Annotated in this window: 17 protein-coding genes; 8 read left to right on the forward strand and 9 right to left on the reverse strand. The window is 49.4% G+C overall.

From position 1 onward, the window contains the following. Positions 1-34 precede the first annotated feature (34 nt). A complete protein-coding gene (qatA, locus tag OGV65_RS06845) occupies positions 35-1,969 on the forward strand; it encodes a Qat anti-phage system ATPase QatA (RefSeq protein ID WP_003036342.1) in 1,935 nt (644 codons plus the stop codon). Between the two features lie 45 nt (positions 1,970-2,014). On the opposite strand, the gene OGV65_RS06850 is transcribed toward qatA, so the two are convergent. Continuing rightward, on the reverse strand, positions 2,015-2,167 hold the full coding sequence (locus OGV65_RS06850) for a hypothetical protein (protein ID WP_199963256.1): 153 nt from the start codon (positions 2,165-2,167) through the stop codon (positions 2,015-2,017). Between the two features lie 68 nt (positions 2,168-2,235). Between OGV65_RS06850 and qatB the strand changes: the two genes are divergently transcribed. The 3 genes from qatB to qatD are packed head-to-tail and all read left to right on the forward strand — an operon-like array spanning position 2,236 to position 4,974. Continuing rightward, a complete protein-coding gene (gene qatB / locus OGV65_RS06855; protein WP_306308187.1) occupies positions 2,236-2,844 on the forward strand; it encodes a Qat anti-phage system associated protein QatB in 609 nt (202 codons plus the stop codon). Beyond that, entirely contained in the window at positions 2,841-4,208 is a 1,368-nt protein-coding gene (gene qatC, locus OGV65_RS06860; RefSeq protein WP_003036334.1) for a Qat anti-phage system QueC-like protein QatC, read from the forward strand. Before qatB ends, qatC begins: the two co-directional genes overlap by 4 nt. Before the next feature lie 13 nt (positions 4,209-4,221). Next, positions 4,222-4,974, forward strand: coding sequence for a Qat anti-phage system TatD family nuclease QatD (qatD, locus tag OGV65_RS06865; RefSeq protein WP_003036330.1), 753 nt, complete (start codon positions 4,222-4,224; stop codon positions 4,972-4,974). 419 nt (positions 4,975-5,393) lie between these two features. On the opposite strand, the gene OGV65_RS06870 is transcribed toward qatD, so the two are convergent. The 3 genes from OGV65_RS06870 to OGV65_RS06880 form a co-directional block, all read right to left on the reverse strand. Next, positions 5,394-6,197: a TIGR02391 family protein gene (locus OGV65_RS06870; protein WP_003036327.1), complete on the reverse strand. Its 804-nt coding sequence runs from the start codon at positions 6,195-6,197 to the stop codon at positions 5,394-5,396. Positions 6,198-6,218: 21 nt separating this feature from the next. Further along, on the reverse strand, positions 6,219-6,698 hold the full coding sequence (locus tag OGV65_RS06875) for a hypothetical protein (protein ID WP_031617716.1): 480 nt from the start codon (positions 6,696-6,698) through the stop codon (positions 6,219-6,221). Positions 6,699-6,776: 78 nt separating this feature from the next. Next, positions 6,777-7,715, reverse strand: a complete 939-nt coding sequence (locus tag OGV65_RS06880) for a hypothetical protein (RefSeq protein ID WP_003036321.1) — start codon at positions 7,713-7,715, stop codon at positions 6,777-6,779. A gap of 835 nt (positions 7,716-8,550) precedes the next feature. Between OGV65_RS06880 and OGV65_RS06885 the strand changes: the two genes are divergently transcribed. The 4 genes from OGV65_RS06885 (at position 8,551) to OGV65_RS06900 (ending at position 15,075) form a co-directional block, all read left to right on the forward strand. Beyond that, a complete protein-coding gene (locus tag OGV65_RS06885; protein ID WP_003036316.1) occupies positions 8,551-9,912 on the forward strand; it encodes a HEPN/Toprim-associated domain-containing protein in 1,362 nt (453 codons plus the stop codon). Positions 9,913-10,391: 479 nt separating this feature from the next. Next, entirely contained in the window at positions 10,392-11,708 is a 1,317-nt protein-coding gene (shiA, locus tag OGV65_RS06890) for a shikimate transporter (RefSeq protein ID WP_016156198.1), read from the forward strand. Between the two features lie 118 nt (positions 11,709-11,826). Then, on the forward strand, positions 11,827-13,281 hold the full coding sequence (locus OGV65_RS06895) for an AMP nucleosidase (protein WP_016152657.1): 1,455 nt from the start codon (positions 11,827-11,829) through the stop codon (positions 13,279-13,281). A gap of 15 nt (positions 13,282-13,296) precedes the next feature. Beyond that, on the forward strand, positions 13,297-15,075 hold the full coding sequence (locus tag OGV65_RS06900) for an aminopeptidase P family protein (protein WP_286454769.1): 1,779 nt from the start codon (positions 13,297-13,299) through the stop codon (positions 15,073-15,075). 55 nt (positions 15,076-15,130) lie between these two features. Here OGV65_RS06900 and ptsG read toward each other — a convergent pair whose 3' ends face one another. The 5 genes from ptsG to yceG all read right to left on the reverse strand — a co-directional run bounded on the left by ptsG (position 15,131) and on the right by yceG (position 20,320). Further along, a complete protein-coding gene (gene ptsG, locus OGV65_RS06905) occupies positions 15,131-16,564 on the reverse strand; it encodes a PTS glucose transporter subunit IIBC (protein WP_016152655.1) in 1,434 nt (477 codons plus the stop codon). Positions 16,565-16,857: 293 nt separating this feature from the next. Beyond that, the gene (locus tag OGV65_RS06910) at positions 16,858-17,655 is read right to left on the reverse strand and encodes a metal-dependent hydrolase (RefSeq protein WP_286454770.1); all 798 of its coding nucleotides are present in this window, start codon (positions 17,653-17,655) and stop codon (positions 16,858-16,860) included. A gap of 10 nt (positions 17,656-17,665) precedes the next feature. After that, positions 17,666-18,670: a DNA polymerase III subunit delta' gene (gene holB / locus OGV65_RS06915; protein ID WP_286454771.1), complete on the reverse strand. Its 1,005-nt coding sequence runs from the start codon at positions 18,668-18,670 to the stop codon at positions 17,666-17,668. Then, positions 18,667-19,308 carry a dTMP kinase gene (gene tmk, locus OGV65_RS06920; RefSeq protein WP_016156195.1) on the reverse strand — a complete coding sequence of 214 codons (642 nt, stop codon included), beginning with the start codon at positions 19,306-19,308 and terminating at the stop codon, positions 18,667-18,669. The genes holB and tmk overlap by 4 nt, the downstream gene beginning before the upstream one ends. Then, positions 19,298-20,320 carry a cell division protein YceG gene (yceG, locus tag OGV65_RS06925; protein ID WP_019076480.1) on the reverse strand — a complete coding sequence of 341 codons (1,023 nt, stop codon included), beginning with the start codon at positions 20,318-20,320 and terminating at the stop codon, positions 19,298-19,300. The genes tmk and yceG overlap by 11 nt, the downstream gene beginning before the upstream one ends.

Below are 20,320 nucleotides of genomic sequence, written 5' to 3' on the forward strand. Positions count from 1 at the left end.
ATAAGATGAATAGCAACGACTATTAGGAAAAATAATGATTCTAACTGACAACGAAACAAAAATCGATCTGCTAAACAATGAGGCCATTGCCTCCACCATTATTGGATTGCTTCGAGAGCAGCTCAATCACCCAGTAACAATTGGTGTTCATGGTGATTGGGGTGCAGGTAAGTCGAGCGTACTCGAAATGATTGAGTCGGGCTTCTCCGACAAAGATGATGTTTTATGCTTAAAGTTCAATGGTTGGCGTTTCCAAGGATTTGAAGATGCAAAGATAGCCTTAATTGAAGGCATCGTCTCAGGTCTGGTAGAGAAACGTCCTGCATTGAAAAAAGTTGAAGGAGCTATTAAAGACGTATTCCGTAGTATCGACTGGCTAAAGGTTGCCAAGCGAGCCGGCGGTCTGGCATTAACCGCATTTACCGGTGTTCCGACACCTGAGCAAATTGGCTCCATCATCAACTCCCTGCAAGGTTTGGCTGAAGATCCCGTCAAACTTATGACGAAAGAAAATATCTCTAATACTATCAATGAAATAAAGGCGGTGACGAAAGAGGGAGAAACAAAAAATGTACCGATGGAAGTGGAAACATTTCGCAAAGCATTTGATCAACTACTGAAAGATGCTGGTATCAAGCAACTTGTGGTATTGGTTGATGATCTTGATCGTTGTCTACCTGATACGGCCATTGAAACTCTTGAAGCGATTCGTCTATTTGTATTTACCTCGCGGACAGCATTTGTTGTTGCTGCTGACGAGGCTATGATTGAGTACTCAGTGCGTAAGCACTTCCCTGACCTGCCTGACAGCACTGGGCCACGAGACTATGCCCGTAATTATCTTGAAAAACTCATTCAGGTCCCGTTCCGGATCCCTGCTTTAGGCGAAACAGAGACGAGAATTTATGTCACATTACTTCTTGCTGGTGCTGAAATAGGTGAGAATGACCCAGACTATGAAAAGTTAATCATCGTTGCGCGGGAAAAGTTGAAACGCCCGTGGACAAGTGGTGGATTGGACGCTGCCACGGTAAAAATAACTCTCGGCTCGCAAGCCGATAAAGCAAATAATGCACTAATTCTGAGTGATCAGATCGGACCAATTTTGGCTAGCGGAACAAAAGGTAATCCTCGCCAAATCAAGCGTTTTCTTAATACCCTCTTGCTACGTGACCGCACCGCAACAGCGCGAGGTTTTGGCGATGATATCAAACTGCCAGTACTAGCAAAACTCATGCTTGCTGAGCGATTTATTCCAAGATTGTTCGAACAGATCGCGTTTGTTGCGGCGATACATTCAGATGGACACTGCAAAGATCTTGAAGCATTAGAGACGTTTCTTACGATTTCCAATAAAAACGATGATAAACCAAAAGAAAAAAAAGCCGCAGAAGTATTATTGCCACCTGATAGTACGGTTTTGACTGAATGGAAATCTTCAGAAACGATAAGTGACTGGGCTCGGCTCCCACCGAAGTTATCAGGTCTCGACTTACGTCCCTACTTGTTTGTAACAAAAGATAAAAAAGATTATTTTGGTCCGGTATCAGTTTTGGGCCACTTAGCCGAGGTGGTCGAGAAATTGTTCGGCGGCAAAATGGCGGTTCAAAGTTACGAATCAGAGTTGAAGCAACTTGTGCAACCTGAAGCCGAAAAGGTCTTCGAGGCAGTTCGTAGCAAAATAATGAGCACAGCTACTTTTGATATCAAACCGGCAGGAATTGATGGTTTGAGCGTTCTTGTAAAGGCACAACCAAAATTACAGAGCCAGCTAATGGATTTTCTGGAGGCATTGCCAAATGATAAGTGTGGTCCTTGGGCTGTAAGTGGTTGGCAGAGTGCTATAAAGGATACCGAATGTTTAGCGCGTTTGACTGTACTATTGGGGAATTGGAGCAAACTAACTACTAATACCAGCCTCAAAGTCGCAGCCGAAGCAGCGCTTAAAAATCACAAAGGAATACATTAATGGGAACATCAACAGCTTATGGAGGGCCTGGCGGCGGGACTCCACTTATTCCATCATGGTTGGATAACGCCCCCCCGGCATCCCCGCAAGGCAATGGCCCAGGACAAGACGACCAGCAGCCAATAGATCGTCCTGAACCCCTGACTCCACCAAATCGCCCACCAATACCAGGTACAGCTGATCCGCAACGTTTCTCAAACGCGCGCAATAACTTCACACGATTTGCAGGGTCTGGTGGTTCAGATCGAGCAAGCCTCGGGCGGGCCATATCGAAGTATGTTTCAACGTCATCAGGTGGTGCTAGGCAGGCAGCACAACGTATGGGAGCTTCCAGAGGGGCGGGGGCACGGCTCCTCGGTTTCCTAGCGGAGGTACAAACAAGGGGTGTCAACGAAGCGCTACGCTCACTGAATTTAGAATCGCTAGCAGGCCGTCCAATCACTGAAATTTTCATTGGGCTAGCTGATTTCATCTGCCCAGGAGCAGGTACTGTTGATGAGGGCATTGCCCGTGAAGCATACATCGAGACTATCGTAGAACTTGCTAACGAAGGTCTCACTGATTTGAATACATTTACACCAGATCAAATGCAAACCGTTTTCGAACTATATGCTACTCACGCGATCGAAGCACGCATTTGTAATGACATTGGAACCAAAGCGGTGACGATGCCAATAAATGCGCATACAGCACATCTTGTTGAGCAGCAGGTGCGAGATTTCATCCGGGGTGGAGTAAGCGATGCACTCGCACGCGCTCAAATTGGGACAAATCATCTTACTCCAGAGCAAATTCAAGGATTCGTGGATACGATCTATGAGTCTGCGTTTAGAATTTTACAGGCTCTTGGCGATGCAGAGGCTAATAAACAATGATGCGACAACTCCTAGTTGGTCATTTCGGTTATGACGATTCATTTGACCCTGTAGCAGGCTTAGATGAACAGATAACTTCCCTACAGCTCGTCGCCAGCAAACAAACGTTGGATTATGGAATTGGTCATGCACTGTCCAGCCTTAACAATATCGGCATATTCCCAACAGAAATGGGCATTGACCTGTTGGTTTTAGCAGCCCATGTCCATGCTGCTGACACACGAATCTCGCGTGTTGAGCAATCGCAGGATTCGTGGACACGCGAGATAAGATTGATAGTACCTGTGAGTAATCCCTCTCGTTGGTATTCAGCAGCGCCAACCCTCAAAAATTCTCTTGATTTTTTAACCGGCGATCGCTGGACGGTCGATTTTAGGCCACGCCCCGAGCGATTTAATACTGTCGTCAAAGAAGCACCACCAACCCTGATTGCTCACCCATTTGATTCAGTCAGTTTATTCTCAGGTGGACTTGATAGTTTAATTGGAGCTATCGACTCGTTAGAGAGTGGAACTACACCGCTTCTGGTTAGTCATTTCGGAGAGGGGGCAACAAGTGATGCACAAACTAAGCTGTTTGCCGGTTTAAAAAAACATTACGTCAAATCATCTTTAGGGAGATTGCGAGTTGGTATGTCCTTTGAGGAAGGACTTGTGGAAGGCGTAAGTTCAGAGAATAGTACTCGAGGCAGATCTTTCTTGTTTTTTGCTCTCGGTGTTTTCGCAGGAACCGGACTAGGAAACCATTTCGTTTTGCGCGTCCCTGAAAATGGATTGATTGCTCTAAATGTACCGTTGGATCCACTACGATTGGGATCAAACAGTACTCGCACGACGCACCCATATTATATGGCGAGATGGAATGAACTACTTTCCATACTTGGCATCAATGGCGAAATTCAAAATCCGTATTGGAACAAAACTAAAGGGGAGATGGCTTCGTCTTGCCAAAATCCTTCTCTTTTAAAAAGCCTGATATCAGATTCACTATCGTGCTCATCACCGGCCAAGGCCCGTTGGTTGGGGCATGGCATTGAACAGTGTGGCTATTGTTTGCCATGCCTGATCCGCCGAGCAGCATTAATGGCAGCATGGGGACCTGATAGTGATCCAACGGTGTATACAGTGGCAGATCTTCATGCTCACCCCTTGGACACGCGCCAAGCAACTGGAGTACAGGTCAGATCATTTCAATATGCAATTGCTCGTCTGAAAGATAATCCGCAACTAGCAAGTATCTTGATTCACAAGCCTGGCTCGCTTGCGGATGAAGCAATGCATTTAGACCAGCTAGCTGGTGTATATCAGCGCGGACTTGCTGAAGTTGCGCGACTTATCGACGGTGTTTCGACAAGACCAGCTTGAAAAGGATATTTACATGAATGCAACTAAAGGGCTTGTCGATTTTCACTGTCACCTTGATCTCTACCCTGATCATTATTCAGCAGTCAGAGATGCAGAGAAAGCTGGAATATTTACATTGGCAGTTACGACAACACCGCGCGCATGGCCTCGCAATCACGAGATTGCAAAGCGTACGAAGTATGTCCGAGCAGCATTAGGGTTACATCCCCAATTGGTAGCCAACCATGAAAATGAACTAGAACTATGGGATCATTACCTATCGGAGACACGCTATGTTGGTGAAGTTGGACTGGATGCTGGTCCTCGCTTTTTCAAGTCACTCGATGCGCAAAAGCGAGTATTTCAACATATATTGCAACGTTGCGCTCAGGCTGGCGATAAGATCATTACAGTCCATAGCGTCAGAGCGGTCAAAATTGTACTAGACTTCATTGAAGCATATTTACCCTTAGGGCGTGGGAAAATTGTTCTCCACTGGTTCACTGGAACAAAGAACGAGGCGAAGCGAGCATTAGAGTTAGGATGCTATTTTTCTATTAATATGGAAATGATTAGCAATGCCAGACATATTCCTATGATACAGTCTATTCCAATTGAGCGAGTGCTAACAGAAACCGATGGTCCATTCACACGTATTGATAATAGGCCTTCACAACCAGCTGATATAGAAAATACTGTAGAAGAACTAGCCCATTTATATGGGCTATCCACGAGTGATATGGTCTACGTCATTCGGAATAATTTGCGGACCCTAATCAGTTATTGAAGGCAACCTTACTATGATTAAATGAAAAAGAGATTGGTGTTCATCTTGGTGGTCTTGACAGAGAAGTGACTCAAGTTTCGCTTATATATTAGCTTGTAACTGAATAAGGCAATCCCAATTACAGAGCCAAATTTGAACAGCCTGATTACTAGCAGGCTTTTTGCTTTTGTGCACCAATGGAAAAGAGTTCAGTCTCGGAACTGGGGGGCCTGTTAACGATTGTTGCAACCAGCTCTTCAGACGGAGATAAGACACACTATGTTACTTAAAAAAATAGATATCAGCAAATTAAGTCATATAAATAGATAGATGAAGGTTATTGAGAGATAATCATCAATTTAGAATTCGGATTGCTTTCTTATAATGATGGTACAGCAAGATCAACACTGTGTAGCTCATGCAACTCCACTATGGTGCCGCTATAGTTGTTTCTGCGTGCCATCCAGCTTGCGATGAATAAGCGAAACCAACGTAAGGATGTCCAGCGCATCCAGTTCAGACATGGGCCAATTCTTCTTAGGCGCATGGGCTAGTGGATTGCGCACAGCACCGAATAGACCAATCAGTAGATTCGCAAAACCTTTCTGTTCGCTCTTTTCTGAGTCGGTGGTGAGCGATCCCAAAGTCAGAACAGGTTGTTGTCCGGTAAATGCCTTGTTCACCAAGTCAGCACCATCACCGCTCAACCCGGACAACTGACGAATACGTTCCGCAACCCCCTTCGTCGCCTCGAAGACGGCATGAAAATAGTTTTCGTCCAGAAGTTCGGCACGGCAATAGTTCAAAACTTCCGCATGCACAGCACGGCTTTCGAGTGCAGCCTTAAGTCGCCCGGCGCGGGCTCGAGCAGAATCCAGAGTCGTTACTTTAGCAGCGCTCGCGACCTTACCATCCTCACGGATATAAAAACCGGAAAAAGCCAGGACAACATTGAGTTCATCACGTCGCCAGGCAAACACCGATGGATCACGGGCGTAATTAACCGGGTTCATCGCACGGTTAATGAACATAATAAGATGGTTGCCGACCTGATACTGGTTCTGCGCACCTGCGAGCGCATTAAACAGACGTTTCCACTTTGTCATTCCTGGCGATGTGTCCGCAACTTTAATTTCTTGTAGCAGTCGCTCGATCTGCGACCCACTCAAGCCACGTTCGGTATCAGCAAGGACGCGACAGGCGGCCTCAAGGTGCTGAGAGTTGAATGATGGAATACGTATCATGAATTATCTTTCTATCACCTCTCAGACCCACTCGAGCGCCGTGATGATCGATTGCCCTTCGGTGCCGACCTCCACAAACAGAGCGTGCTCGTAACCAAGCTGCTGCTTATAACCTCGAAGTTTTAGTAGATCGATCTCTCTATCGACGCGACTCGTTGATTTTTTGAACTCCAAGACCAAATGATTCTGTCGTGTACCTCGGCGATGCACGATCACATCTGGAAATACTGTCTTTGCCTCAACGTCTTCGCTGTCTGGATAAAGTTCCAAATGTCTGAGCCGTTTAGGTTCAATGCTGTCCCGGTTGTATTCGCAATCTACAGTCCAACCGGGGAAACATTGCTGGAGGTACATCGCAAAGCGAAAGGTAATCGACCGTTCGTTAGCATCGATACCGAGAAGATCATGATCAATGAATAGTAGCTCGGACAATGCATGTGACACAGCTTCGCCTGGTGCATATTGGTTGAGGTAGTGAATTTGTTCCGGGGTCAGTGCCATCATCACATTCGCATACTTAAGAAATTATATTGGGCTTTCAAGAAGAATGAGTACGCTGTAGGTTCCATTTTTCATTGCCTAACTAAGGCTCACACTGAAGGAAGTATACACTGATTGAAACGTCGTGAGGATTCTCTGTCTCGCGTCGTCTAGCTCGTCAGCCACGCGTTGCGTGAGCGTAAACGTGGGGCAATCGGGCTGACCACATCCACAAGGTCTGATTTCCCCTTCCTTAAGCCGAGTTACGAAGATGCGCCGCAGTTGGTCGACCTGACGAACCACTTTTCCCATCACTGTCTGGATGCGTTGATTTTTGAGATGGTGGATCGAAGGAATGCGCCTGATCTCGACGCCCTCACGCGTTCTCCACAAACCTGTATTTAGTGCGCCAATGGTATCTTCGATTGCCTTCTGAAAAGCAGGGAGAGAACTTTCTTGTTGAAACGGTGTGCGAAATGCTGGCCGGTCAAATACGGAAGCCATCAGTTGCAGAACATCGGCGTCGGAAAGGTCGGGAAAATCATCCGTGAATTTTTGAATATCAGCTTCAACATCAGGAAACTCGACGCCCTGGACAAAACGGTGCAGCAGATATTCAGCACGAAGACGCAAGTTTTCTTCGAACTCTACGCCCGACCATATCGTTACATGCCTGACGCCTAGGGAAGCTGCTGCTTGCTCGATGCGCGTTCTGCCAGCATCCGAGACCGCACCACGAGAGACGAACTTAAAGACGTCTGGGACACTGCCAGTTGCTTTAATCGACTTACTCATGTCGCTCTTGGCTTTTGCCAGTGTCAACGTGTCTCGGTTCGCGCATTGGATGATGGTCTTACGTGCTGGCTGGTCATCAAATGGTTCAATACCCGAGATATCTCGCCCTTGATCACCTCCTGATTGACCGTGCCAAATCAGATCATGCCAACCCGCGCGCAGGTGGTATGCAAAAACAAGGCGCTCGAACTGGATACCACTGTAGTCCTCAAAATGAACCGGAGAAACCGTTATCGTCGCCATACTCGCTCCTTTTCTGCTGCTATTAGTCTTCGGTAAACCTTACTACGTCCCTGTGAATTTCCGCCGTTACCCAATGAAAAGCACCAAATATTGGTGGCAAACCTTGCTTCACCAAATGCCCACGGAGTTTGAAATGCAGAATAACTTATTAGTAAACTGGACGCGACAGCAGCACTGTAGCTCGCGCACAAAACAAATCTCCGGATCGAGTGTCCTTAACGACCTGTCTCAATTAATCAAAAACGGAGTTCTGCTATTTCTTAACACAATCCGTCGCCAAGAGCTGAGGCAGATTGAGATTGGCCTTGTAGCCAAAACGACTATCTACGAGATGGGTGCGGGATCTGGCCGAGATGGAAGAATGACTCAAAGTGCTCAAGTAAGCCCCTCGTGTTAACATCTGAAAGCCAGAAGTCCGTCTACAAATATGTAGATGATGCTACCCACTGATTGACTGTGTTTACCAAACAAATTTAGGGAAGAGACAAAGTCTATTAATTAATTTGACTGCTCCGCGTTGAGTGACACATTACGCCGTTAGCAACGCCTACTGCGGGCACAAAGCGGCCAGTCCTGTTGGCTGTCAGATCCGCTATGAGCAAAAAGTGGAAGCTCATAATTGTTCTCACCTCCGATGGTGCAATACGTAACTTACAGCGCGATAATCTGCAACGAGCCGATCGCTTGGTTCTGCCCTTGGATTAATTCCTAATGATTGATATTCACTTTGAATTTTGAAGACATTATACCGCTTGTAATTTCATAGCATAGTTGATGACAAATGATATTCCTGGTGGTTTAATTAAGTGATTGCCAACAGTTTAAAAGAGGAATTATGGGCACGGAAATTTCACTTAAGGTTTCAGGTGCAACGCTAGATTGGAGTAAAAATAGCTTAGGTGTTGATCATGGTGCATTGTTCCAGTCAACCGACCACATAATGATACCTCAGCACGAACGCTATGATCTGGAAGAAACCGATGAAATTGATGAAGAAAGACGCCTTCAGTGGACCGTACTCAGGAAGCCTCTTGCAGCAGTAGCTGAACGGGTTGAGTTACTTGGTTTTTCTCTTACTGCTATTCGTGCGGAATATGAAAATCTTGTAAAGCATGAGGTTTATCAAAGAAACGAAATGATTGAAGCCTATCCCGATAATTGGGAACCTTTAGAAAATCTTTTTAGTTTTGATGAGTTTCTGGGCTTACTTAAGAGCTATGATCTGGGGGAGTTAAACGATAAAGATATCGACTTTGATAATTCAAAAAAAACAGAGAATGATAATTTCATTTTGAAGTTATTCCCTAACGACATTTTAAAAAGAATTCCTCTCTATGATCCTTATAACAACTTTTACTGGTCAGAAAAAACAGCGTTTTTCAGTGTCATAAACATACTTCATCCATACTCTATGATCAAACTTTTAAGTGAAAACAAACATAATCTTAGTGAGTATGTCGAGTGGGACTATGGGGAAATAGTCGCTAACGGATGGGTTCACATTAACCAAATAAAAACTGAAATTAACCGTGAAAATTCTTTTCTCATAGCAACTGAAGGTTCCTCGGACTCACATATATTACAAAAGGCATTTAAGCTAATTAAGCCTAGCGTTTGTGAATTTTTTCGTTTCATCGATGTAACATCTGGCCATCCATTCCCCGGCACTGGGGGATTATCAAAGTTTGCTGAGGGATTAGTAAAAATTGATGTACAGAACCAAATCATTTTTGTACTCGACAATGATAGTGAAGGGGTTGAAGCTTTCAAGAAAATCATAAAGATGAAGCTTCCTCATAATATGAGTTGCATATGTCTTCCGGATCTTAAGGAGTTTGAAAGTTTCCCTACTTGTGGCCCAGACGGCCTAACCTTATCCAATATTAATGGAACTGCTGCCGCTATAGAGTGTTACTTGGATTTAACATATAGTGAATATGACTCATACATTGTTAGATGGACTAACTATAAAAAAGAGACCGGGATGTATCAAGGCGCACTTGAGTTTAAAGAGTATTACGCAAAAAGATATCTTGATACATCAGAAGTTAAGCTTATCGAAAGTAAATATGACACCTCCAAACTTGAGGCTTTGCTTAATGCGATCATTGATGCTTGTTCCAAATTATCTGGAGCAATACGTATTGAAAAAATAAAGAGTCACTATCCAAATATATGGACTGAAGAAAAAGTTTAACTCCATTGAATTATTTTTAACAACCTGAAAATAATATTGTGTATCACGTCATTCAAATATTACAATACGGCATATTGGGTGTCCGTTTCTGGCACAGAACAGACAGCCCTTATAGATGTGACAATAGTAGCGATCACCAAATGCACGAGACCGCTCTAATCAGTTTTGATTGGTGGTCATTCTGGTGGTCTTGACAGGAAGAGTTTTCAGGTTTAGCTTATTTATTAGCCAGCTACTGGCAAAGGCGATCCCAGTCAGAGGAGCCATATTTAAGAAGCCTGCTTAGGAAACTAAGCAGGCTTTTTGCTTTTCTGTTTTTCATTCGTCTTATTTTTCATGTAGCCCTCTGGTGAGGGAGATAATCGTTTTCTCTTCCCGTCTGTCGCGGTAATCTCATAACGGTCGTTAATATATCGACTGCAATGTGTGTAGCCCAATTCAAATACTAATAACTAAAAGACAGTACAGACAGGATAACTATGGATTCCACTCTCACCTCCGCGGGTCCCCAAGAGGACGTCTCTTCGCTTCATCGTGCCCGACGCGCTGCGCTTGGTAGCTTCGCTGGCGCCGTGGTCGACTGGTATGATTTTCTGCTTTATGGCATCACCGCCGCACTGGTCTTTAATCGCGAGTTCTTCCCGCAGGTTAGCCCGGCAATGGGAACACTTGCCGCATTTGCCACCTTTGGCGTCGGATTTTTGTTCCGTCCGTTAGGCGGGGTTATCTTCGGCCACTTTGGCGATCGCCTTGGCCGTAAACGCATGCTGATGCTCACCGTCTGGATGATGGGGATTGCCACAGCGCTGATAGGGATTATTCCTTCTTTTGACACTATTGGCTGGTGGGCCCCTGTGCTGCTGGTGACGCTGCGCGCCATTCAGGGATTCGCCGTTGGTGGTGAATGGGGCGGCGCGGCGTTGCTCTCGGTCGAAAGCGCGCCGAAAAATAAAAAAGCCTTCTACAGCAGTGGCGTTCAGGTCGGTTACGGCGTCGGACTGCTGCTTTCTACCGGTCTGGTCTCACTGATTAGCTCGCAAACTACCGATGAGCAGTTCCTGAGCTGGGGCTGGCGTATTCCGTTCCTGTTCAGCATCGTACTGGTTTTGGGCGCGTTGTGGATGCGTAACAGAATGGATGAATCAGCCGAATTCGAACAGCAGCAACAGGCAGCGCAACCAGAGAAAAAGCGGTTACCGGTGGTCGAGGCGTTAATCCGCCATCCGGGCGCATTCTTAAAAATTATCGGCTTGCGCTTATGTGAACTGCTGACGATGTATATCGTCACCGCGTTTGCCCTTAATTACTCTACGCAGAACCTGGGCTTACCCCGCGAGCTGTTTCTGAATATCGGTTTGTTAGTGGGGGGACTGAGCTGTCTGACCATCCCCTGCTTTGCCTGGCTTGCCGACCGCTTTGGTCGACGGCGCGTGTACATTACCGGTGCACTGGTCGGTACGCTGAGCGCCTTCCCGTTCTTTATGGCGCTGGAAGCACAGTCTATTTTCTGGATCGTGTTCTTCGCGATTATGTTGGCCAATATTGCGCACGATATGGTGGTCTGCGTACAGCAGCCTATGTTTACCGGTTTGTTTGGCGCAAGTTATCGCTACAGCGGCGCAGGCGTTGGCTATCAGGTGGCAAGTGTGGTTGGCGGCGGTTTTACCCCCTTCATTGCTGCGGCACTGGTGACATTCTCTGGAGGAGACTGGCACAGCGTGGCCATTTATCTGATGGCCGGGTGTCTTATTTCCGCCGCCACTGCATTGCTGATGCGGGATAAGCAGCACAGTTAAGCCCTGATGCGAAGGTCAATCGGCCTTCGCACAATCTTCCTCAACGTCTGACTTTTGTTTCATATTCCTGTGACATACTATCGGGAGAGCAGTACATCTGTGGAACAAGGAGACAGACATGAACAATAAGGGCTCCAGCCTGACCCCAACTCAGGCACTGGATAAACTGGACGCGCTGTACGAGCAGTCGGTTAAAGCACTGCGTAGCGCCATTGGTAAGTACATTGAAACAGGGACGCTCCCTGACATAATCGCCCGCCATAATGGTCTTTTTGTTTACCCATCGCTTTGTGTCACCTGGGATGGCAGCGCCACCAATCCTCCGAAAACCCGCGCTTATGGCCGTTTTACCCATGCGGGCAGCTATACCACTACGATCACCCGTCCGTCGCTTTTTCGTCCCTATCTTGAAGAACAACTCACGCTGCTGTATCAGGATTATGATGCGCATATCTCCGTCGAACCGTCGCAGCATGAAATCCCTTATCCCTATGTGATCGACGGTTCTGAACTGACGCTCGACCGCTCAATGAGCGCCGGATTAACGCGCCATTTCCCCACTACCGAGTTGTCACAAATCGGCGACGAAACAGCCGACGGTACCTATCATCCGGCGGAATTCTCCCCGCTGTCGCACTTCGACGCCCGACGAGTAGATTTTTCGCTCGCACGACTGCGTCACTACACGGGAACGCCGGTTGAACATTTCCAGCCATTTGTGCTGTTCACCAACTACACCCGCTATGTCGATGAGTTCGTGCGCTGGGGTTGCAGCCAGATCCTCGATCCGAACAGCCCCTATATCGCGCTGTCATGCGCGGGCGGGATCTGGATCACCGCTGAAACGGAAGCTCCGGAAGAGGCCATCTCCGATCTCGCCTGGAAGAAACATCAGATGCCCGCCTGGCATTTAATCACCGCCGACGGTCAGGGGATCACGCTGGTCAATATCGGCGTTGGCCCGTCTAACGCCAAAACCATTTGCGATCATCTGGCCGTCCTGCGCCCTGACGTCTGGCTGATGATTGGACACTGTGGCGGCCTGCGCGAAAGTCAGGCGATTGGCGACTATGTTCTGGCCCACGCTTATCTGCGTGACGACCATGTGCTGGATGCCGTGCTACCACCGGATATTCCGATTCCGAGCATTGCGGAAGTACAACGCGCACTGTATGACGCCACCAAAGAAGTCAGCGGCATGCCCGGCGAGGAGGTGAAACAGCGCCTGCGTACCGGTACCGTCGTCACCACCGACGATCGCAACTGGGAGTTACGCTATTCCGCTTCTGCGCTACGTTTTAACCTCAGTCGCGCGGTGGCCATTGATATGGAAAGCGCCACCATCGCCGCCCAGGGCTACCGCTTCCGCGTCCCTTACGGCACACTGCTGTGCGTTTCCGATAAACCGCTGCACGGCGAGATCAAACTGCCTGGTCAGGCCAACCGTTTTTATGAAGGTGCCATTTCCGAGCACCTGCAAATAGGTATCCGGGCAATCGATCGTCTGCGTGCTGAAGGCGATCGACTGCACTCCCGTAAATTACGTACGTTCAACGAACCGCCGTTCCGTTAAGGCCTGAAGGTAACTATGCACAACTCAACTCCTCTTTCCGCTCTGCGCAACCTGCTGTTAGCGCAAGGTCTGGATGGCATGATTGTTCCGCGCGCCGACGCTCACCAAAGCGAAGATTGTACACCGCATGACAATAAGCTGGCCTGGCTGACCGGTTTTAGCGGCTCCGCTGGTCTCGCGTTGGTCCTGCGCGACCGCGCATTAATGTTTGTCGATGGACGCTATCAGGTCCAGGTGCGCAATGAAGTCTCGTTGGATGATTTTGAAATTCACCATTTACATGACGAACCGCTGGCCGACTATTTGCAGTCTCACGTTGCTGCGGGCGCGCGTATCGGTTTTGAACCGTTGCTGATGGTCAACAGCCAGTTTGAAGCACTGTCGGCGACCCATTGCGAGCTGGTGTCTCTTGAGCAAGATCCTTTCGACCAGGTATGGCTTGACCGCCCGGCTGCACCCTGCGGCATCATTCGTGAAATGCCCATTGAAATCAGCGGGGAAAGCAGCACACAAAAACGAACCCGCGTCGTGGATCTGCTCACGCAACAACAGGCCGACGTTCTGGCGATCACGCTGCCGGATAACATTGCCTGGCTGCTGAATGTGCGCGGTTCCGATCTGCCAATGGTGCCAGTGCCGTTTTCGTTCGCCCTGCTCCATCGCAGCGGCGAGCTGGAATGGTTTGTGGATAGCAACAAAACCCAGCAGCTCCCTGCTGCACTGCTGAATACGCTCACGCAGGCCCCACAAGAGAGTTTTCTTGCCCGCTGCCAGCAGTTAGCCAAAGGGAAACGCTTTTTGGTCGATAAAGACTACGCCCCGGTCGCGCTGCGTTTTGCCATTGTAGAACACGGTGGCGAAGTCTTATGGGCACCCGATCCCATCACCTTGATGAAAGCGCACAAGAATGACGTTGAACTGGCGGGCTATCGGGAATGCCATGAACAAGATGGCGCGGCCTGGGTTAACTTTCTGGCATGGCTTACGCATGAAGTTCCCTTGCGCGAAGCGGCAGGCAATCCGGTCACTGAGCTGGAAGCGCAGGCCAGGCAACTGGAATTTCGCCAGCAGCAGCCGGGATTTATCGAGCAAAGCTTCAACACGATTTCGGCCTCAGCCAGCAATGCCGCAATGTGCCATTACCATTCCAGCGAAAAAACCAATACGCCCATTACCTCTCAGGCCATGTATCTGAATGATTCCGGCGGCCAGTACCATAATGGTACGACGGATACAACGCGCACCCTCGCGTTTGGTCCACAGGATCCGCAGCGTCGTCTGCATTACACCGCTGTGTTGAAAGGCTTTTTGTCGCTTATCTCGCTGCAATTTCCCAGCGGCACTCAGGGTCATCAACTGGATGCCTTTAGCCGTCGGGCGCTGTGGGATCTGGGTCTGGATTTTGATCACGGTACGGGACACGGCGTAGGCCATCAGCTCCTGATCCATGAGCAACCCCATCGCATTGCCAAAAAAGTAAACCCCTGGCCTCTGGTTGCGGGCAATATCATTACCATCGAGCCGGGTTATTATCTGGTCGGAGAATATGGGATCCGTATTGAGAATCAGGTGGAGATTATCAACAGTCGTCCTGGCTTCTGTCGCTTCTCAACGCTGACGCTGGTGCCGATTGATTTAAGTCTGGTTGAACTGCATCTGCTAAGTGAGGCAGAAAAACAGTGGATTGATGATTACCACCAGCAGGTCAGAGAGACGTTATCCCCACGCGTGAACGCAGAGGCTCGTCCGTGGTTGTTTGCCGCCACTGCGCCGATTCGCGTTCAGGCCAATTAATGCATTAAAAAAGGCAGCCCGCAGGCTGCCTTAATTCTCCCCAACCTTTTACTGCTTAGCTGTGACGGATGTACTCATCCATTTCAGTTTTCAGGTTATCGGACTTAGTACCGAAGATAGCCTGAACACCGGAACCCGCCACTACAACGCCCGCTGCACCCAGTTTCTTCAGGCCAGCCTGATCCACTTTGGCAACGTCAGCGACGCTGACACGCAGACGAGTGATGCACGCATCAAGGTTAGTGATGTTTTCTTTACCGCCGAATGCCGCAACCAGGGCCGGAGCCATTTCGCCGGACGCACCCGCTTTGGTGTCTTCGGTAGCATCTTCACGACCCGGAGTTTTCAGGTCCAGCGCTTTGATCAGCACACGGAAGATGGTGTAGTAAACAATCGCATAACCGATACCGACAATCGGGAACAGCCACAGTTTGCTGCTGTTACCGGACAGAACGATAAAGTCGATCAGACCGTGGGAGAACGACGTACCGTCACGCATACCCAGCAGGATACAGATCGGGAATGCCAGACCAGCCAGAATTGCGTGGATGATGTACAGGATCGGTGCCACGAACATGAACGAGAACTCGATCGGTTCGGTAATACCGGTCAGGAACGAGGTCAGCGCCGCGGAGATCATGATACCGCCCACTTTCGCGCGGTTTTCTGGTTTAGCAGAGTGCCAGATAGCGATAGCGGCAGCCGGCAGACCGTACATTTTGAACAGGAAGCCACCAGACAGTTTGCCCGCAGTCGGGTCACCCGCCATATAGCGAGGGATATCGCCGTGGAATACCTGGCCCGCAGCATTGGTGTATTCACCGATCTGCATCTGGAATGGAACGTTCCAGATATGGTGCAGACCAAACGGCACCAGGCAGCGTTCAATGAAGCCATAGATACCGAACGCTACGACCGGGTTCTGGTATGCAGCCCACTGGGAAAACGTCTGAATAGCAGTCCCGATCGGCGGCCAAATGAAGGACAGAACCACACCGGTGAAGATAGCGGCCAGACCAGAAATGATAGGAACGAAGCGCTTACCCGCAAAGAAGCCAAGATACTCAGGCAATTTGATACGGTAGAAACGGTTGAACATATACGCTGCAATCGCACCGGAGATAATCCCCCCGAGAACACCCGTATCAGCAAGGTGTTTAGCTGCGATCTCTTCAGCAGGTAAATGCAGAACCAGCGGCGCAACAACAGCCATGGTCTTAACCATAATGCCGTAGGCAACAACGGATGCCAGTGCAGATACGCCGTCGTTATTGGTGAAGCCTAACGCGACACCGATGGCAAAAATCAGCGGCATGTTTGCAAAAACAGAACCGCCTGCTTCTGCCATTACGTGCGATACAACGGCTGGCAGCCAGCTGAAGTTAGCGGAACCGACACCCAGCAGGATACCTGCAATCGGGAGTACGGATACCGGCAGCATCAGCGATTTACCGACCTTTTGCAGGTTAGCAAATGCATTCTTAAACATAATTGAGAGTGCTCCTGAGTATTTGTGCTTTTCTACGTTCTCACGCATTAGCGAGGGGGGAGAACCTCGCCGTGTACAGGGCATCTAAGTACCCTTTATTTATTACACAGAGTAAAATAATTCAGTTTGTTTTTGTTTGACGGCTATCACAATTCAGTCGTGGATGGCCGTAAAATCCGCACATTCCGATAAAATGCGTTTCTGAATGTGTCAAACCGGTTATTCACCGCCCATTTTGAGGCGGTGAACTTTACTCGCTTTGCTTATTAATTACGAGCTTTAAAAAAAGTCAGTTAACGAACGGATTGCAGGCGAGAAGCGTCGATGTGAAACAGGCGGGCAAAGTTATCAGTGGTTGCCTGCGCCAGTTCTTCAACGGCAACACCTTTCACTACGGCCATATACTCCGCAACGTCACGGGTCATGGCAGGCTGGTTCTCTTTTCCACGATGCGGTACAGGCGCAAGGTAGGGAGAATCCGTCTCAACCAGCAACCTATCCAGAGGAACATAGCGGGCGGCATCACGGAGCTGATCTGCGTTACGGAACGTGACGATGCCGGAAAACGAGATATAAAATCCGAGGTCCAGCAATTTGCCCGCCGTTTCTCTGTCTTCTGTAAAACAGTGTAGTACGCCACCACAATCCGTCACTTTTTCTTCGCGCAGAATAGACAGCGTATCGGCTCGCGCATCGCGGGTATGTACGATAACTGGCTTTTGTAACTCACGGCCAATCTGAATATGATGGATAAAAGATTCCTGCTGGCGCACCTTTGTTTCCGGCGTATAGAAATAGTCCAGCCCGGTTTCCCCCATCGCCACAACGCCCTCTTCGGCGGCAAAACGGCGCAGGTCTTCAACATCATAGGCTTCATCCTGATTTAACGGATGCACGCCGCAGGAGAACACCACATTGTCACGTTCACCGACCAGTTCGCGCATACTGCGGTATCCTGGCAGAGTGGTCGCGACGGCAAGAAAGAATTTCACATCGCGTGCGGACGCTTTCGCCAGCACGTCATCCACGTCCTTATGCAGAGATTGATAATCCAGGCCATCAAGATGGCAGTGTGAGTCGACTAAAAACATAATGTCTCTCTCAAAGATGGGGAACAGGCAATACGGTGCCTGGTTGCAGGTAATGCTCAATACGCAGGATAAGATCGGTTAACACCAGTTCACGGTTTACGCCTGTTACGTTCAGCAACTGCTGACGGCAATGACAAACGTCACCGAGTATCGCCTGTATCCGGGCGACGGATAACCGTTCTGCGATAGAAGATATCAGGTCCAGCGCATCAGGATTGGTTAAATGGGAAATCCCATACGGACGCTTCAAGGCATCCGTCAACAACGTTGCCAGCCAGTGTAAACGGGCGGCAGCCTGATCGTGGTTTAACGCCGCGAGCAGGATATACCAGTCACCTGCGTTTAATGTGTTTGCCAGTGCCGCACAAAAATCTGTGCGATGCGCCCAGCTTTCAGCCTGTAACAACGAGAGTGCCGCACCTGGCGAACCCGCGCTCAGGCGTAATGCGCTCAACAGCGCTTCTGGAGATGCGGTCACTTCGCGGGCGAGCCAGGAGATAGCGTACGACTCAGCCGGCGGCGCAAGATGGTGTAACCGGCAGCGGCTGCGCAATGTCGCCAGCAATCGCGCAGGCTCTGTGCTGGCGAGGAAAAACCAGGTTTGTGCCGGCGGTTCTTCCAGCGTTTTTAGCAGGGCATTGGCAGCGGCATCAGTTAACTGGGCGGCAACAGGGATCCACACCACTTTCGCACCGCCAAGGCGTGAATGCTCGTACAGTTTTTCACTCACTTCACGTACCGCATCAACTCCCAGCGTGCTTTTACCTTTTTCCGGCAGCAGCGAATAGTAGTCAGGATGCGTCCCCGCCTGCATCAGCTGACAGCCCCGGCAGTGTCCGCAGCTTTTATGCCCTTCCGGCTTCTGGCACATTAAATAGCGACTGAGCGCGTAAATCAGCGCGTCGTCACCCATTCCGGGTAATGCCTGAATCAGTAACGCATGGTGACCACGACCCGCCTGGTAGCTGGCTACCAGTTTTTCAAAATCTGGTCGTAACCATGGGTACCATTTCATGCGCCCTGCTCCTGCACCCACTGGGTGATGGTATTGCGGATATCAGCCATCACAGCTTCCAGCGGCTGCGTAGCGTCGATGGTACGAATGCTGGCATCTTTGGCAGCCAGTTCAAGATAGCGCGCGCGGGTGCGATTAAAGAAATCGAAAGATTCCTGCTCAATACGATCCAGCTCGCCGCGCGCACGGGCACGCTTCAATCCGACCTCTGGAGTCACGTCCAGATAGAGCGTCAGGTCCGGGCGAAAATCACCTAGCACCGCATCGCGCAAGGTTGCCAGCATGTTTTGATCGATGCCGCGTCCGCCCCCCTGATACGCCTGGGTCGACAAATCGTGACGGTCGCCAATTACCCATGCGCCTTTTGCCAGCGCAGGTTTAATAACGGTTTCGACCAGCTGTACGCGCGCGGCGTAAAACATCAGAACTTCAGCTTTGTCAGTGATGACCTCGTCACCCACCGACTTAATGTCCAGCACCAGACTTCTTAGTTTCTCAGCGAGCTGCGTTCCCCCCGGTTCGCGGGTAAAAACCATGTCACGAATACCGAGTTGCTCAAGTGTCTCTACCACCACGTTACGCGCGGTGGTTTTTCCGGCGCCTTCCAGGCCCTCGATGACGATATAGTTACTGCCCATTTTTTTCCTTAAGCACTTTCAGGTAATCCTGCACGGACCGGTTGTGGCTGGCAAGATTGGTGTTAAACGTGTGACCGCCTTTACCGTCAGCCACGAAATAGAGGTACGGCGTTTTTGCCGGATGCGCCGCGGCCTGCAATGAGGCCTCTCCCGGCATGGCAATCGGGCCAGGCGGCAACCCCGTAATGGTATAGGTGTTATAGGCGGTCGGGGTATCTAAATCCACACGCGACAACTTGCCATTATACCGTGACCCCATCCCGTAAATCACCGTCGGATCGGTCTGTAAACGCATGCCAATCCGTAAGCGGTTAATAAAGACGGAAGCCACCTGGTCACGCTCGCTGGCAACAGCAGTCTCTTTTTCGATAATAGAGGCCATGGTTACCAGCTGATTTTTGTCCTGATAAGGCAGGCCTTCAGCGCGCCCTTCCCAGACGGAGTCTACCGCTTTAACCATTTTCTGATGCGCGCGTTTTAGCAACGCCACGTCGGTTGTATTGGCGGTATACATCCAGGTATCTGGCCAGAACCAGCCTTCTACCCATTGCGGGTTCTCCAGCTTCAGCGCCTGAGCAACGGTCTCGTAATTATCATCGCTCAGCGTATGTTTGATGTACGGGGCGTCGCGCAGCTGCTTGAGGTAGTCGCTCAGACGCATCCCTTCAACCAGACGTAACGGGAACTGCGCCTCTTTACCGCTTTCCAGCAGTTGCAACATGTCCCGCACCGTCATGTCGGGCGTAAAACGGTAGGTTCCGGCTTTAAAATGCGACAGTTCGGGTTCCACACGCAGCAGCCACTGGAACACACGCGGACGATTGATAACGTTGTCCGCATACAACTGTTCACCGAGAGCCAGACGGCCCGTACCCGCTTTCAGCGTAAAAATCGTCTCTTCTTTAATCAATAATTTACTGTCCGCCAGATGGCGAACTTTCCACATTCCCACTCCTGCAGCTATGCCCAGCACAACCAGCAATAACAGGACAACAAGTAACAGTTTTTTCAT

Source organism: Citrobacter sp. Cb004 (assembly GCF_030337065.1).
GTDB classification, from domain to species: domain Bacteria; phylum Pseudomonadota; class Gammaproteobacteria; order Enterobacterales; family Enterobacteriaceae; genus Citrobacter; species Citrobacter braakii.